14 protein-coding genes are annotated in these 15,854 nt (G+C 37.2%); all 14 read left to right on the top strand.

Annotation, left to right across the window (positions count from 1 at the left end; translation table 11 throughout):
• Positions 1-165: 165 nt before the first annotated feature.
• Complete coding sequence (locus tag OCF96_RS09550) at positions 166-1,026, top strand: DUF5945 family protein (protein ID WP_261447021.1); 861 nt, start codon at positions 166-168, stop codon at positions 1,024-1,026.
• 1 nt (position 1,027) lies between these two features.
• Entirely contained in the window at positions 1,028-1,576 is a 549-nt protein-coding gene (locus OCF96_RS09545) for a DUF3801 domain-containing protein (protein WP_261447020.1), read from the top strand.
• Positions 1,573-3,408: a VirD4-like conjugal transfer protein, CD1115 family gene (locus OCF96_RS09540; RefSeq protein WP_261447019.1), complete on the top strand. Its 1,836-nt coding sequence runs from the start codon at positions 1,573-1,575 to the stop codon at positions 3,406-3,408. The genes OCF96_RS09545 and OCF96_RS09540 overlap by 4 nt, the downstream gene beginning before the upstream one ends.
• A gap of 17 nt (positions 3,409-3,425) precedes the next feature.
• Positions 3,426-3,671, top strand: a complete 246-nt coding sequence (locus OCF96_RS09535) for a hypothetical protein (RefSeq protein WP_015604852.1) — start codon at positions 3,426-3,428, stop codon at positions 3,669-3,671.
• Positions 3,672-3,736: 65 nt separating this feature from the next.
• The gene (locus OCF96_RS09530) at positions 3,737-4,843 is read left to right on the top strand and encodes a hypothetical protein (RefSeq protein WP_261447018.1); all 1,107 of its coding nucleotides are present in this window, start codon (positions 3,737-3,739) and stop codon (positions 4,841-4,843) included.
• Positions 4,844-4,905: 62 nt separating this feature from the next.
• Positions 4,906-5,133, top strand: a complete 228-nt coding sequence (locus OCF96_RS09525; protein ID WP_261447017.1) for a hypothetical protein — start codon at positions 4,906-4,908, stop codon at positions 5,131-5,133.
• A complete protein-coding gene (locus tag OCF96_RS09520) occupies positions 5,130-6,479 on the top strand; it encodes a hypothetical protein (RefSeq protein ID WP_261447016.1) in 1,350 nt (449 codons plus the stop codon). Before OCF96_RS09525 ends, OCF96_RS09520 begins: the two co-directional genes overlap by 4 nt.
• An 11-nt stretch (positions 6,480-6,490) precedes the next feature.
• A complete protein-coding gene (locus tag OCF96_RS09515) occupies positions 6,491-11,782 on the top strand; it encodes a PBECR4 domain-containing protein (protein WP_261447015.1) in 5,292 nt (1,763 codons plus the stop codon).
• A 48-nt stretch (positions 11,783-11,830) separates the two neighbouring features.
• Complete coding sequence (locus tag OCF96_RS09510) at positions 11,831-12,139, top strand: hypothetical protein (RefSeq protein WP_261447014.1); 309 nt, start codon at positions 11,831-11,833, stop codon at positions 12,137-12,139.
• 246 nt (positions 12,140-12,385) lie between these two features.
• A complete protein-coding gene (locus OCF96_RS09505) occupies positions 12,386-12,727 on the top strand; it encodes a plasmid mobilization protein (RefSeq protein ID WP_419991742.1) in 342 nt (113 codons plus the stop codon).
• Positions 12,718-14,394, top strand: a complete 1,677-nt coding sequence (locus OCF96_RS09500; protein WP_261447012.1) for a helical hairpin domain-containing protein — start codon at positions 12,718-12,720, stop codon at positions 14,392-14,394. Before OCF96_RS09505 ends, OCF96_RS09500 begins: the two co-directional genes overlap by 10 nt.
• Positions 14,395-14,484: 90 nt before the next feature.
• On the top strand, positions 14,485-14,631 hold the full coding sequence (locus tag OCF96_RS09495; RefSeq protein ID WP_061587149.1) for a hypothetical protein: 147 nt from the start codon (positions 14,485-14,487) through the stop codon (positions 14,629-14,631).
• A complete protein-coding gene (locus tag OCF96_RS09490) occupies positions 14,628-15,434 on the top strand; it encodes a ParA family protein (RefSeq protein WP_261447011.1) in 807 nt (268 codons plus the stop codon). The genes OCF96_RS09495 and OCF96_RS09490 overlap by 4 nt, the downstream gene beginning before the upstream one ends.
• A 58-nt stretch (positions 15,435-15,492) precedes the next feature.
• Positions 15,493-15,726 carry a hypothetical protein gene (locus OCF96_RS09485; protein WP_000886109.1) on the top strand — a complete coding sequence of 78 codons (234 nt, stop codon included), beginning with the start codon at positions 15,493-15,495 and terminating at the stop codon, positions 15,724-15,726.
• Positions 15,727-15,854: the final 128 nt, after the last annotated feature.

Here is a 15,854-nt window from a genome sequence, read left to right as displayed (position 1 = left end):
AACGACAAAAAGAAGAAGCAGATAAAAAAATCAAGAATTACATAAATCAAGAAAAAGATTTGGAAGCACAGCTTTTTATTGCACTATCAGAAGAGAGTGGCTTATCCTATCAGGAAATGAAGGAACTCATTCTTCCAGCACAATCAAGTAACTAAGGAGTGAATCATGTATAAAATTATTAATCAATTGACTAATCAAGAGGAAACGTTTGAGAACCGAGATGATTTATTATCAAGGCTAGAAATCATCAATGAGCGAATGAAGAGTAATAGAATAACCGGAACATATCAGCTTTATTCTCTTAATCCTGAAGGTGAAATCCTACAAGAACTTAGTCTTGAAATACCTTTTGTTGGGATTATTGATCAGTTGCTGGAAAATTTTGGTACGAGTACTGGAAAGAAAAAGAGAGGTTTTCTTCATTTTTTAGCAAAACATAAAGAAAAGAACTCTTCACTAGGAACACCAGAACCTCAACCCCAACCTAAACCCGAATTCCAACCAGAAGATCTAACGGTAAAGGAAGAGGCGAATATGGCTCGTCAAAGAATTGCTGAGCTAGTTTCTCAGAAGCCTCAAGATGAGGTTGGAGAAGATAAAGTTACCTATTCTTCTAGTGAATGGACTACAGATCATTTCAGTAGGTTAGATGAAAATGAGGAAGAACAAGTAGAACCTTCACAAGATGAAAATACAGAAGAAGTAGCACCGGTTGTTGCAACATTTACTCAGAAAGAGAATAAAACGATTCCTGATCAAAAGGATGAATCTTCCTTCTCTCTTTCTAATGCGACTACAGTAAATTTGCCTTCAGAGGTTATTGATAGCTTTGAGGCTCAGACGGTTACTTATAAGCAATCTATTAAAAATAAAATCAAATCTAACGAAGATTTTATCATGGAAGCCAATGAGGAAATTGCTCAGTGTCAAAATAGGATTGATGAGTTGAAACAACAGATTCTTGAAAAAGACTCTCAAGCTACTCAATTGAAAGATCTTTATTTTAAAATTGAAGAGGTGAGCTAAAATGGAACAAGAACAAGTGGTAGCCCAATTAGGACGGGCAACTCTTGTGACAGGAGAAGTCATCTTAAAGGGACTCTTCTTGGTGAGCTCTAAAGCAGTTGAAATGTATCAAGCCAGAGGGGAGAATGTAGTCTTTACTGGTGATACAGACTGGAATAAATTCATGGCAACAGCAGATGCTAAAGAAGTCCAGCAATTATTACATAATGAAGTCAATCTCGAGGCAGTTCGAAAAGAACTGGGCCAATACGGGATTGGCTTTTCTTTTTATACTCATTCAGATGGAAAGACAACCCTTGCTTTTAATGCAAAAGATAAAGGTGTTGTCGAACAAGCCTTTAAGGATGTCCTAGAAGGCATCACAAGAGATCCTAAAGGATTCAATGAGCGAAACCTTAAAAATGGGAAAACGACTTCTTTTAAGGAGAAATTGCAACATTTCAAAGCAGTGGAACAAGAGAAAATCAATTCCCTCCAGGTAAACATTCATACCAAGGAGTTTGTTCTTCCGGAAAATATCGAACCACAGATTGGAGGAAAAATGAAGTGATTACAGAAAAGAAGAAACGAAGACTTAGACCGTATTTGTTGTTAGGCATTGGTCTATTCTATCTCTTTCATTGGCTCTTTAAACTGTGGCTGTTAGCACCAGATACTGATTCAGTAACGGATGTATTTGGACTTGGAAAGCTTAATTGGATGAGCGATCATCTAAACGATAAATCTTGGTTTGATTTTCAATTTACTCCAGCTTCTTTATTAATTGGTATGGGCGGATTTTTGATTGCTTTTCTACTGTATTTGAGAGTATCTGATACGGGGACTTACCGCTATGGAGAAGAACATGGATCAGCTCGTTTTGCGACAAGAGAAGAGTTGATGAGATTCCGAGACGAAGAACCTGAAAAGAATATGATTTTTACCCAGAACAGTCAGATGGGACTATTTAATAACCGCTTGAGCTTTGAAAATCAGATTAATAAAAATATTCTGGTATATGGAGGTACAGGGGATTCAAAGACACGTAGTGCTGTAAAACCGAATATATTACAAGCTAACTCTAGTTTTGTAACTACAGATACTAAAGGGATTTTGATTCATGAAACAGGGAAATCACTTGTAGAAAAAGGCTATAAGATGAAGATTTTTGATTTGATTACTTTCCTGAATTCAGATGGCTTCAACGTTTTTAGATATATTCATAATGAAATGGATATAGACCGAGTGGCAGAGGCAATTACAGAGTCTCTCAACAGAAATGGTCATGAAAGTGATCCTTTTTGGCCTGCAGCAAATAAACTCCTCATGCGTTCTCTAATTGGCTATCTTTATTTTGATGGTCAGCTTGATCACTATCTGCCTCATTTAGGGCAGGTTACAGATATGATTCGAGAATTGAGACGGAATCATCCAGAAGCGGAAAGTCCTGTTGAATTGATGTTTGAAGACCTGGAGAGAAGGAGCCCAGGGAATTATGCCTGCAGGCAGTGGGAACTATTCAATAAAAACTTTGATGGTCAAACACGGGCTTCTGTTTATGCCATTTTTGCAACAACTTTCTCAGTATTTGATCATGAGCAACTAAGAAAGATTATTGAAAAGGATACACTGGAGATTGAAAAATGGAATATTGAGAAAACAGCAGTTTTTATTCATATTCCAGAAGTGGATCCAGCTTATCAGTTCTTATCTGCCCTTCTTTTTAGTACCATTTTCGATGTGCTAATAAAAACTGCAGATGCAGTTATATTAGGTGAGCATCCAACAAAAATCAAGGAAGACTTATTACATCTACAAGTGTGGGCAGATGAGTTTGGTCAGATTGGGAAGATTCCTAATTTACCGCCAATTATCTCTGTTATTCGTTCTCGAGAGATTTCTATCAAGATGATGGTGCAATCTCAAAGTCAGATTGAAGTATTGTACGGTAAAGAAAATACGAAGACGATTATCAATAACTGTGGTGCTATTCTTTATTTAGGTTCCAATGACTTAGATACACTTAAGTATTTATCCGAGAGATCTGGTAAGCAGACTTTGAATGATCAGAATTATAGTGAGAGCAGAGGAAGAAATGCCAGTAGTTCTAAGCAGAACTCCAAAATTGGTCGAGAACTGTTGACACCGCATGAAGTTGCTACAATTGGAACAACAGAAGCCCTACTCTTCCTATCCAAACAAAATGTTTTTCGAGATCAAAAATTTAACCTGGACACGCATCCGAGAGCTTACCTCTTAAGCAATGGCCCGAATGATGACAACTGGTATCGATACAAGCGCTATTTGAGCGATATTGATGAGTGGAAAGCCCAGGTTGGGGAAGAAAATGTTATTCATATTGGGATTAAGGAAGTTGAGGAAGTTCCTCTCAAAGTGAGTTAGGAAAGAAAGGAAATCTAATGGAATTTTATGACTCTTATTGCGTTTTAATTGCTATAAATTGGGATCAGTATGTGTGGCTGCATCAGGAAGGCGAAAAAATAACCTGGCATGAAAATTTTGCTCATGCAGGTTTTTTTCGTGATTTTAATACAGCTAAAAGGGTAGCGGAAACTCATTTATTAGAAACTTTTGGAGCCATAGGCTTCTATAAGATTGTTGGTTTTTCTACAGATGAACTTGGATATATCGAAACTAAGAACTAGAAAGTACAGTCTGTCTTAGTTGTTCTTATGGTATAATAAAGACAAATACCAAAGGGAGGTAACCCATGGCAGTTTCAAAATTTTATGCTGTTGCTAAGACAAAAGACGGTCAGAAACGTGTTGTTAACGCATTTGAAGCTCTTAAACTAGCTGATGACGATCCTTGGCATTATCCTACAGATAAGACTAACGGTGTATTTTACGACTTGGAAACCGAGCTAAAAGTAAGCCCATCTAACGGTCGCACAAATTTGAAAACTCGAAAACGTGGTCAGGCTTTTTTCCGATATTTTACTGGAGAATCAAGCCCATTAAGGGACAATCCGGGGAGTTTCTCCTATACGCCTGAATTAATTGCTTTTCTTTCTGCCTTTGAAGTAATTCAGAAGTTTCAAATTCAGGAGGGGGAGACGACCATTATGATTTTTCCAGAGCGTATTGCTAAACTTCAAAGGGTGCCTTTTCCAGACGGTGGGTATTCTATTTTAAAGTTTTATATGAAGTTGGAGGAAACCTATCCTTATTCGGCATATTATCGATTTAATGGTATTTTAGCAATTGAGTTCTATGTGTCTGGAAAACCAAGTCGTCTGAAACGTGCAGAGTTAGCTAGAAAGGGCATCCCTCTTTTTGAAGCCAAGGCCTTCTTTCCAAAGTGGATTCAGGAAAGTCTTCCGGAGGAGTTTGAAAATCTTGAGGAACTAGCAACTATTGCAAAAGAAATTCGAACCACTTATCAAGATAGAGATTATAAACTCTATGGACGTTTTCAAAAAGAACACATGATAACACCAGATAACGAAAGGAAGTACCAAACTTTGAAAACTTATGAGGATCAGTGCCAAGAACTTAAGGATGAAATTAAGCTGTTGAAATCATCCTACGATGAAAAATTTGAAAAAGTGAAACAACTTTCAGAAGACATCAAGCAGGCCGAAACACTCTTGAGAAAGTATCACGAAGAGGAGGAGTATTACAAGAAGTTAGAAAAGGATAATCAAAAACTAGAAGAAGATAAACGAAAACTGAAGCAGGAAAAAGGAGAGATTCTCACTGAAAATCAACGTCTAACCAATGAATCGCAATGTTTACTTAAACTGAAAAATGAAGCAGAAGAGAAGATAGAGTCTTTACAAAGACGATCGTTCTGGCAAAGACTTTTCAATAAATAAAAATAGCAGGTAATGAAACAGTTCTAAAAATAGAGCTGTTTTTTTGATGGAAAGGATAAAGTATGAATTTAGAAGAACTCAAGCAACGACGAGATGAGCTGATTAAAGATAATGAGTGGGCGGATGGCTTAATTAAAAAGAAGGAAGAAGAACTATGGGAAGTGAAAGTGAGAACGATTGCAGCTTCTGAGCTAGCAAGATCGGCATTGGAATCGGCTGTACGTTCCGCAGGTATTGTAGACACTTTTTACGGCCCAGATAATGGAAAGAAAGGGAAGGAAACAGAATGAATACATTACCACAAAAACAATTTAAGCGAATGAAGCGTGAAGTTGAGGAAGAGACTGCTCGAGGGATTGGTTATTTTGAGGGGATTTTAGAACATATCCCCTCTTACCCCCTATCTGAAGCAGTAAAAGAGTTGGCTTTATCTGGCTGGATTACTCATCATACAGATGTCATCGATGTCCAAAATATGATTGTTACAGAATCTATAAAATGGATGAACTACCAGGACTTCAAAGAAGTTGCTCCCTACTTGTTTTCTTACCCTCGAGAACAACGAGAGAAAGATTTATTGGTTCAACCAGTGAAGCTCTCCAGAGAGTATTTTGAGGAATTACAAGCCAATGCAGAAGAATTATTTCACTTGAAACAAGACTTGCTTCAGGGTAATGATCAATTAGATGCTAAGATCCAGGAATTGGAGATGGATCAGCTACCCAATGGCGATCAGGTCATTGGAGTTGATCTGGAAGCTGAGGAGGTATTGTTACTACGAACTCCAGAAAATGCTCAGGTTGAGGAGTGGGAGGTTAGTAAAGATGGCTTGATTACTGATTATCGTTCCAATCTTTCAGAATATGCTCAAATTGTAGATACTTTGCTTGAAATGGAGAATCCAGAGATTGATATGATTCTCTACGAAGAAGTAATCAACTATTCTAAGAAAACTTGGCCAGATTCAGAGCCAATTCAACTTCCAGAAAATATCAAGGAACTGTTGAATCAAGAGGGCAAGCTTGATCCCTCATATTATCAAATAGCCCGGTTTGAAACATTAAGACAAGCCTATATCTATGGGATGATTTCACCTAGTTTCCAGGAACATTTCCCTCATTATTCAGATTTCGTTAGGAACTATGTCGAAGATAGGGAAGAATATGAATTTTTCGATTATCGTTCAGAAGCCATCTCACTAGCACAGGAAATTCTAGTACCACGTTTAGGAGATATTAACCAGATTTTAGGAACGAATGATCAGGAGTTAATCGTTCAAGAAGTTATTGGTTATTCTCAGGGTGAAAGCTGGGAACTAGCTTATTTACGGGATACAAAGACGGAAGATAGAGAATCCGTTTGGTTTTATCTTGAAAGTGAGATTGGAGCTTGGTATAAGGGGAGTTTGACAGAGTTGGCTGTTATCCGCTTTGATGATATTGATCTAGAGAAAGGATTTAATGGACATCAGGAAGCAGTCTATCATATCGATGAGAACTTGTTAGTTCAGGATAAGCTAAAACAAGCTCAACTCCATTTTCCTGATTTAAATCGTTTTGTAGAAGCCGAAGAACTTGATAAAGAACAGAGACAAGATATAGTAGCAGAAAAAGAAGGGCCAGAATTTTCATTGTAGGGAGGTAACAGATGGCATTAAGTAAAGAAGAAGCCAAAAGATTATCTATTATTTCTGTTGCAGAGCAACTAGGCATAGAGTTAAAGCGTACAGGAAGCTATAGTTATACCTGGACAGAGCACGATTCATTTGTAATCGATGCAAGAAAAAATGAATTTCACTGGAATTCAAGAACTGAATTTGGAGATGTCATTCAGTTAGTTCAATCTATAAAAGGAGTCTCTTACAAAGAAGCGATGCATTTTTTGGAAACTGGAGAATTTAAACAAGTTAATTCAGAAGCTCAGATGGCTCCAAAAGAGCCATTTCACTATAATTTGGAAAGATATGAGAATCAGGACTTCAGCGCCTCTAGAACCTATTTAAAGGCACATAGAGGCCTTTCAGATGATACGATTAATTTCTTTATTAGCCAGGGGAGTATGGCGGAGGCAACCCGAAAAAAAGGAGACTATTTCGAGCCTGTGATTGTCTTTAAATATAAAGACAACACGGGCTTTTTAGCTGGAGCTAGTCTCCAGGGGATAGTAGAGAATCGAGTGCACTATCCAGAACGTGGTCGCTTAAAACAAATTATGAGAAATTCAGACGGACAACTAGGATTTTCAATTGATATTGGTATCCCTAAACGTTTGGTATTTGCGGAAGCTCCAATCGATCTTATGAGCTACTATGAGCTTCATAAAGATAGGCTTCAGGATGTCCGCTTAGTAGCTATGGATGGGATTAAAGATGGTATCATTAGTCGAAGATTTATGGAATTATATGCCGAGATGAACGGTAAATCCTATCAAGTGGATCAGAATGCTGGAAAAGCACTAGAAACTGTCGCTAAAACAACGAATTATTTTAAAGATGGTCAGAATCAAGATATGATTACCTTGGCTGTAGATAATGATGCTGCAGGACAGAATTTTATCACTCGATTGCAGGAGAAGGGGATTCCAGTCCAGATTGCGATTCCGCCTATCGTTCAGCTTAATCAAGAAAAGGAAGATTGGAATGATTTCCTGAAGAGGGGGAATGAAGCTCCTAAGGAGCTGGCGCACGTTTACACAGTAGATGAAAAGTCCTGGCATTACCAGGGCTTTTTTGAGAAGGAAATAGCTCTTACAAAAGCGCAAGAGCTAACTGCAGATGATGTAAAAGCTTTTGTGTCAGATAGGCAATTGACAAGGGAAGAAGTTCATCAGGAATATACAAGGATTGTCAATCAAGAGAAAGAAAGGAAACATACTATGTCAGAAGTACATGAAGCGGGGACTGAGTATGAAGCAGAAAAGCCAGATAATAGTCGCTTGGCGCAAGCTAGACGAAAGCTAGAGCGACTCAAAGGAGAAGCTGATGAGGCAATCAATGCGGCCTACTCTCATCAATCTCTAACGAATGGCCAGCCTATGAATGATAAACGAGGTGGAGGCCGTTTTATGCAGAAGCAAGAACAAATTGAAAATCGTGTCTTCTCTAAATTGGATGAAATCAAGGAACAAGAAGAGCGAATTGAAAGGCTCCAGGAAATAGAAGACCGAAAAGCAGCAGGTCTCAACCGGCAGGGGAATGGTCTGGAGATGAGTGTCCAAAATATTCCCCGTATTCGGGAAGAAATTGAGAAGGCAGAACGTGGGGAATCGAGTTATAGGCCTGAAACTATCAAGCGTTACAAAAAGGAATTAGAACGCCTAGAAGCCATTCAAGATAAAGTTGATGGACTGGTTATTCAACCAGAGACACAAGCTTTAATTGATTCTGGAGAGGTCAAGCAGTGGGCTAAGCAGCCAAATATCTACTTCGTAAAAGGGCTACGTCGAGTTGCTTTGGAATTGAGCGAGGAAGGGAGATTTGAACTATCTCCTAAATATCGCCCCAATACGGATGAAGAAAAAGAGATAGTAAACAAGTTACTGTCCAATCAGAAGAAACGTGAGGATGATACTCAAAAAGCAGCCTTGACTCCAGATAATAGTAATCTATCTCCAGAAGATGCGGAATGGCTCAAGAAGAACTGGAATAATATCAGCTTTTCAGTAGAGCCTAAAAAACAGATGGTTATTGATTCAGATAAAACAGTGACCTTTGAAAAACCTTCCAATCCTCTTGGAGATTCTAGTAGAGCGCTGGAAGAAAATCAGAGCACAGAAAAAGCCCTTGGGAAGTTTCAAGAGCAAAATGTGAATTCAGAGTATCAAAAAAATGAGAGGACCAATGGTAGTCAGGGGTTTTTACAGCCCAAGGCTGAAGGCAGTCCCACACCCGTACCAGAAGTTGGTACCTTTGAACGCTCTGTTACCAGTCGTCCTACGTTATCCTCTCATTTATTATATTTTACCATAAATGAAGAGTTTCAGTCAAGTAACGATGGCCACTATCATTCTATTTCCTCGCATGAATTAGCTAAATTGAATCGTCCAATTCGTAGTCAAACTATTCAGAATGCAGCGCAGTATTATTTGGCTGAATTGGCTAACTCTAAGATTTATTATGTCACTCCTGATAAGACTGTACAAGTAAATTTTGAAGAAAAACACTTCATGCACTTGACGGGGATCAAGCCACTTGCACCAGGGCAGACACCTGAAAAAACTTTACGTGATTTTGCAGAAGGAAACGGACACTTTGATAATATTCTTTTGGCTAACAATGATGCGGCTTTTGACAAAATCAACGTCCTGTCAGATCTTTCAGTCGCAACAGAAAGTACCTCTTTCTATTTTGATGATTTAACTAATCTTAGACGATATAATGGGCGCTTTGACAGCCTTATAAAGTCTGATGATAAAGATATTATTTTACTGTTTAAAGAGCTGGAAGAAGAAAATTACATTCCAGTATCAGTATTTCAATCTAGAGCAAGACTGGTCAAAGAACTGGAGACGGCAGATAAAACTCCTATTCTTGCTGTATTCCGTGAACGTAATGGCCACATTGAACAGCTATCGATCAATGAGGACTATATTAAGGATGGGGGCAAAGAATTGCAATCCATTATGAAAAATGGCTTGTTTGAGGAAATCCAGCCTGATGCAACTAAAGAAATTGAACAGATTGCTCCAAAGAACACATTGAATAAAATCTCACTTGATTCAGCTACGTTTACTCAAGTCTTAGATACTGTCTATCATGTAGGTGTGCCAGGTGACATCTCAAAAACTCCAGAAGAATTTCATCAAGCCTGGAATCAGTATCTTGACTATGCGAAGCAGTACAATGATAAATTTGATCAGATTGTTGCTGCAGCTGGAGAAGATCATCTCCTAGATACAAATTCAGATTTTTATAAAGAGTGGAAACAAGATCATATTTATAAGGAAAACTACCATGTTCGTCTGCAATGGTCTGAGAAACGTCCAGATGGCCCTCAATTGTACTTTAAAGAAACAGAGCTCATATCTTATCAAGATTTCGCTAGAGAGCTTTACAAGGCCAATCAGAGCTTCTATCCGTTACATCAGGAAGGACTAAAACAAGCGACTGGTGGTCACCCAGAAGCCTACATTTCCCCAACTAAGATCCAGTTTAGTATCTACGCTCCTGACGGTGAACTGATTCAGGATGGTATCCGTTACAATATTGGTGAGGAGATTAAGCCAATCGCTCATAAAGAAAGACTTGGTACACGAGAGATGAGAGAACATCCAGAGCTGATGAAGATAGATGGGGCACTATTCAATCAGTATCATCTGGAGAGATTGGTGAGTGAGCTAGATATTTCTCAGTTCAGTTATGCTTTAGAAGATACTCCTTATGTAGATCAACTATTATCTCAACTCCCTTATGGAGATTTAAAAAACAGTCCCATCGGATTTACAGATAGTAGTTACGATAGCCGTCTTGGTTTTATCTCTTTTGATGGAATGGATAGTGTTGAAGTCGAAAATTTATCTGCTTGGTTTGAAAAGTTGGGTGTTAGAGATTCGCCTCAAGAACAAGTAGCTCTTGTAGAAAAATGGCAGAAAGAAATTAAAGAATTATCGGAAAAAGTTGAACAAGCCATTGTCAACATTCGAGATGAATTTGAAAAAACACAAGTCAAGAATTCGCCAAATACACTAGATAATCCATACGAAAAAATTTATCAGTATAACCGAAAAGATGAGAGGGATCGTGATTTGGATAGTGATGGTATTTCCAACTCCGATGAGATGTTGCAGGGAACAGATCCATACAATGGTGCTTCTAACCTTCATAAAAAACAGGAAGATAGAGAAAGAAGAATAGATGCTGAAGCAGAAACTGGAACGATTATAACCGATGCAATTGCTACTAAAAGTTCCGAACAAACCATTTCCCAGTTAGTCGCAAATAAAGATACAAAAGCTTTAGCTGAACACTTGAAAGAGGGAATGAAGAACTATTTAGATTCAGAACAGTTTAAATCATTCTTGGATACGATGAGTAAGTTTCACAACTACTCACTCAACAATATTCATTTGCTGAAGATGCAAAATCCTAATGTTTCCCGTGTTGCAAGTTTTAATAAATGGAAAGCGGATTTTGACAGGACAGTTAAAAAGGGCTCAAAAGCTCTGAAGATTTGGGTTCCGTATCAAGTGAAAACTAAAATTTCTGCTAATCAAAATGAGTTGAGTTTTTCACCATCTGAGAATGAGATGGAAGAGAAGGAGGTCACAGTTACTCGATTTAAGTTAGGAAATGTCTTTGATGTTTCTCAAACAGAAGGAAAAGAATTACCAAAAGCAATTAATGAATTGACTGGTTCTGTCAAAGATTATGAAGATTTATATCGAGCATCCAAAGCAGTTTCGATGGATAATCAGGTTTCTATCAGTTTTGAAGAAATTAAAAGAGAGGGCGCAAATGGTTATTACTCTCCAAATGAAAATCGAATTGTTATTTCAAAAGGATTAAAGGGGCAAGAACAGATTCTAAAAACAATTTTTCATGAAATGGCTCACTCAGATTTACACAGAGGAAGCAATGCCCAATATGGGGACGACCAATATCGTAAGCAAGAATTACAAGCTGAAAGTGTAGCCTATGTTGTAGCTAATCATTTTGGTTTTGATACGAGTAGCTACAGTTTTGGATATTTGGCTATTTGGGCAAAAGATAAAAATGGCTTTGAAGATATGGTCGAACAACTGCAGGTAGTTCAGAAGGAAGCAAAAAGTTTGATTGATCGGATGGATGCTAAGTTAGAATTAGTGAAAAATAAAACTGTGACGAAAGATAAGTTTGCTGATAAACTCCAACAGGCAAGAGAAAAATCTGAGCAGTTGGGGAATCAAAAGGCAGAAGCTGTAAAGCAGGTGGAAGAAAAAAAGTCCCTGAGCAGTCCTCAATAATGGAGGCATTAGTTCGTAGGAAGAAAAACAAAAAAGGAGAAACAGAAGATGATTGAACATCTAAAACAAGAAACTTTTGATCTTTTAATGGAGATATTTTTTATAGATGAGGCTACAGATTCTCCAAAAGTGAATGAAGTCAACCAGCACATTTCTCGTAAAGAATGCCTCTATATTCTTCGTAGAGATATGCGAGTAAAAACAAACTATGAGTTAGAAGAAGTAGAAATGTATCCCGTTGCACTTAAAGAAATTGAGGGAATGAGTGATGAACGATTTGAGCAACTAAAAGACGAAATCCTTAAAACGGAGATGGTTGATACAATGGAACTTCTACTGGAAGACTTAAAAGTTTAGTCAAACTTTTCCCTCGTGATAGAACAAGATTCCTGCTTGCAGGGATTAGGGGATTGGGGATTTCCCCAAAGATTTAAAAAGTCAAGAATGGTCAGGTATGCACGCTGACCATCTTTGACCTTTTTAAAAACAGCATTTGGGTACCCAAGTGCTAATCTTGCCAGAAGAAAAGGGGCTGACCCCCTCAATCATGAAATAGCAGAACAGAGGTGATGATTTTTGAAAAATGGAGAAAAAAGAAAACGAATGATTCAGAAAAAAATTCGTTTAACGGAAGAAGAGGCACGGTTCATTTCAACAAAGGTTGCAGAATCTGGAATGACAAATTTTAATGCCTTTGCCCGAATTATGTTGATTATGGGTGAGGTCAAAATCTTAAATTTTGAAGAATTGAGAGAACTGCGTAAGGAAATAAATCGGATAGGGGTCAATATAAATCAGGTCGCAAAAAAGGTAAACGAAGATGACCAGGTTAGTCTAAATGAGTTGAGTCATATTCTTGAGTTGCAAAAAGATTTGAAAGATACAGTCAGCCAGTTTATCAAAAAACAGGAAAATCAAACAAAGGAACAAGAGCGATGGTTGTAACAAAGGTTCTTCAAATAAAGGGTGTAGCTTCTTTAGGACGATCTACAAAATATATTGAGGATGAAGCTAAGACGGTCGAGCTGACTGATAAGAAAAGTTTAAATAATGCTTTACGATATATCGAGAATCCATCTAAAACGAGTTTCTTAGAACAAGATGAACAGTTTGAATTTCCAGCAGTGGTTAAAGATGGCCGAGTAGTCAAGCAACTTGTATCTACTTATGGAATTACAGATGCTAGCACAGCGACAGAAGAATTTCTTTTGACCAAAAAGAATGCGGCTCAACGAGCAGGAACAAAAGAACTATCGGATATTCAAAATCCGAATCGAGTGTTGGCTCATCATATCATCCAATCATTTTCTCCTGAAGATGATTTGACTCCACAAGAAATTCATGAGATTGGTCGAAAAACGATTTTAGAATTAACTGGTGGACAACATGAATTTGTCATAGCGACTCACATGGATAAGGGACACATTCATAATCACATTATTTTCAATTCAACTAACTCTGTTACCTTAAACAAATTTCGTTGGCAGAAAAATACTGCTAGAAGTCTATTTAATATTTCAAACAAGTATGCGGATTTAGCTGGAGCTAAAATTCTTAAAGAGCGATTATGGACTAATCGAAAAACCTATCATGCCTATCGACAAAAAAACTCTTTTCGCTATGAGATTAAATCTCGTTTAGATTTCCTTTTAAAACATTCAAGCTCCTTAGAAGATTTTAAATCTAAGGCCAAAGCTTTAGATCTTGTTGTTGATACTTCGGGGAAGGAAATAAAGTATCGCCTGACTGATCGAGATCAAACCAGAAATATTAGGGATCGCACTTTGTCAAAAAAAGGAAATTATTCTTTAGAAAAAATTTCTGAGAGAGTGGTTGCTAACGAGGTGACTTTTTCTGTCGATGAAATTAAATCCGAATATGAAAAAATGGTAGCAGAACGAGAAGATGATTTTGAAATGAGAATCACAGTTGAAGAATGGCAGGTGATGGAAGAAACAAAAAATGGAATCTATCTTGAAATGGAATTTGGGATTAGAAACAAGGGAACCATTCTCATTCCAGCTCATCAGATTGAAAAAGCAGAAGATGGCTCTTATGAAATTTTTATCAGAAAAAATGACTTCTACTATTTTGTTAATCCTGAACACGCTGATAAGAATCGGTACATGAAGGGAGAAACAGTCGCTTCTCAGTTGTCGTATGATAACGGAGAAATGATTGTCCGGAAAAATCCGAAAATCTCCAGTTTAGATCAGCTTGTTCGTGAATATAATTATCTATCTGCTCATGGAGTGACAGAAGGACAACAATTTGATGAATTGTTAAATCGTTTTGAAGAAGAACTAGAAGAAGTAGATAACTTGCTTGATAAATTAGATCAACGCTTGGGTGAACTTAATAAAATTCAGTCTGCATTTCTTGCATTGGAATCAAGCGATCCTCAGGAAGTGAAACTAGCTGTTTCTATTCTGAAAGACTTGAGAGTAGATCCTAGCACTCGCAAAGCTGAGATTGATAAACTTGTTAAGGAGGCGACTTTTGAGCGTCAGGCTTTGTATCAACGAGTAGAAGCAATTACAAAAGATTATAAGCTACATCAAGACATTGAGAAAAATGTGGAGCAGCGTAAGGATAGAGAAACTTCATTGTAAAAAATAATTATAAATATAATTATAAACATATTGACAAATATAATTATAATGGTATAATAGAAGTATAGAAAATAACAAGGAGATAGGTAGATGGCAGAAAAATCTCATTGCAAAATTTGCGGTTGCACTTGGAACAATGCTTGCTATACTTCTGACAAAGGAGCTTGTTGGTGGATAGATGAAGAAGAAACAATGTGTAGCCATTGCTACTACGGATGGAATGGAGAAATAGAATGAAAATTATTACTTTTGCTGCTATTAAAGGCGGTGTTGGAAAAACAACTTTAACATTTAATTATGGGGAATGGTTGGCTAAGAAAGGTCATAAGGTTCTCTTTATAGACTTAGACCATCAATGTAATTTGACTCAGTGTTATAATATCTATGAGAGTAAGAATACAATTGCCAATGCTTTTAAAGGTGGCGACGTGGATATTAAACAAGTTAAGGAAAATATCAGTCTAATTCCAGGTTCAGTTCAGCTTGACACGGTGGAACGAGATCTGGAGAACAGCGATAAGAAAAATATGTTACTTTATCTTTGGCTAGAGGATAACTACGAAAAGAAGAAGTTGGATCAGTTTGACTATATCTTGATTGATTGTAGACCAGACTTTGCAACAGCTACTAAAAATGCTGTTGCGGTCAGTCACGCTATTATTAGTCCCTTGACTCCCTCGGAGTTTGGTTATAATGCCAAATTCAATCTATCAACTCGGTTAGAAGCATTCAGAAAGGATGTGATCGACTATCGTACCAGAGAATCATACATTACTGCTGAATTATATTTCTTAGCAAATATGATCCGACCAAACTATGGAACATCAAGAGAATTACTGGAAGCATTGGGACTTGAAGCAAAAGAAAAGGGAACAGATAACCTTCTAGGGATTGTACCAGCAAAAGAGTTGTTCAATCATTCCACGATTGATAAAATCTCTATTGCAGATATGGAGGAAAATCCAGAGCTTTATCAAAAACACAAAAAGTTTTTCACTGAGCTGGAACAGACTTTTTCAAAAATTTATGATACAATATAATTATATTTATAAACATAAACACAAACACAATGATAAATATAATTAGAAGGAGATTATCATGGCATTTACCCCTAAGGAAAAAGAAATATCACAGATCATTGAAGCGAGCAGCCAACTTGATCGGACTCCAAATGAAGTCGCAGTTGAGTTTGAAAGCTTTGAACGTAAGAAACAATTTCAGTTTACTTTGAAACCAAGCAATCGGAAAAAATTGGATGAAATTGCTAAAGCAGCCGGCGCAAAGTCTGCATCAGATTACCTTGATAAACTGATTGAAAACCTATCAATATAAATATAAACATAATTGTAATTGTAATTATAATTTTAATCAAAAAACCTTTCCTTTGAACTGCACCCCAAAAGTTAGACAGAAAAAATCTAACTTTTGGGGTGTTTTATTATGAAATTAACTTATGAAGA

The sequence above is a fragment of the Streptococcus mitis genome (assembly GCF_946190065.1).
Classification (GTDB): Bacteria; Bacillota; Bacilli; order Lactobacillales; family Streptococcaceae; genus Streptococcus; species Streptococcus mitis_DE.
This window is presented reverse-complemented; position numbering and strand designations above follow the sequence as displayed.

What these genes read in the sequence shown, in the direction of transcription:
- OCF96_RS09550 (WP_261447021.1), top strand. Translation starts at nt 166, where the DNA reads ATGTATAAAATTATTAATCAATTGACTAATCAAGAGGAAACGTTTGAG.
- OCF96_RS09545 (WP_261447020.1), top strand. Translation starts at nt 1,028, where the DNA reads ATGGAACAAGAACAAGTGGTAGCCCAATTAGGACGGGCAACTCTTGTG.
- OCF96_RS09535 (WP_015604852.1), top strand. Translation starts at nt 3,426, where the DNA reads ATGGAATTTTATGACTCTTATTGCGTTTTAATTGCTATAAATTGGGAT.
- OCF96_RS09530 (WP_261447018.1), top strand. Translation starts at nt 3,737, where the DNA reads ATGGCAGTTTCAAAATTTTATGCTGTTGCTAAGACAAAAGACGGTCAG.
- OCF96_RS09525 (WP_261447017.1), top strand. Translation starts at nt 4,906, where the DNA reads ATGAATTTAGAAGAACTCAAGCAACGACGAGATGAGCTGATTAAAGAT.
- OCF96_RS09520 (WP_261447016.1), top strand. Translation starts at nt 5,130, where the DNA reads ATGAATACATTACCACAAAAACAATTTAAGCGAATGAAGCGTGAAGTT.
- OCF96_RS09515 (WP_261447015.1), top strand. Translation starts at nt 6,491, where the DNA reads ATGGCATTAAGTAAAGAAGAAGCCAAAAGATTATCTATTATTTCTGTT.
- OCF96_RS09510 (WP_261447014.1), top strand. Translation starts at nt 11,831, where the DNA reads ATGATTGAACATCTAAAACAAGAAACTTTTGATCTTTTAATGGAGATA.
- OCF96_RS09505 (WP_419991742.1), top strand. Translation starts at nt 12,386, where the DNA reads ATGATTCAGAAAAAAATTCGTTTAACGGAAGAAGAGGCACGGTTCATT.
- OCF96_RS09500 (WP_261447012.1), top strand. Translation starts at nt 12,718, where the DNA reads ATGGTTGTAACAAAGGTTCTTCAAATAAAGGGTGTAGCTTCTTTAGGA.
- OCF96_RS09495 (WP_061587149.1), top strand. Translation starts at nt 14,485, where the DNA reads ATGGCAGAAAAATCTCATTGCAAAATTTGCGGTTGCACTTGGAACAAT.
- OCF96_RS09490 (WP_261447011.1), top strand. Translation starts at nt 14,628, where the DNA reads ATGAAAATTATTACTTTTGCTGCTATTAAAGGCGGTGTTGGAAAAACA.
- OCF96_RS09485 (WP_000886109.1), top strand. Translation starts at nt 15,493, where the DNA reads ATGGCATTTACCCCTAAGGAAAAAGAAATATCACAGATCATTGAAGCG.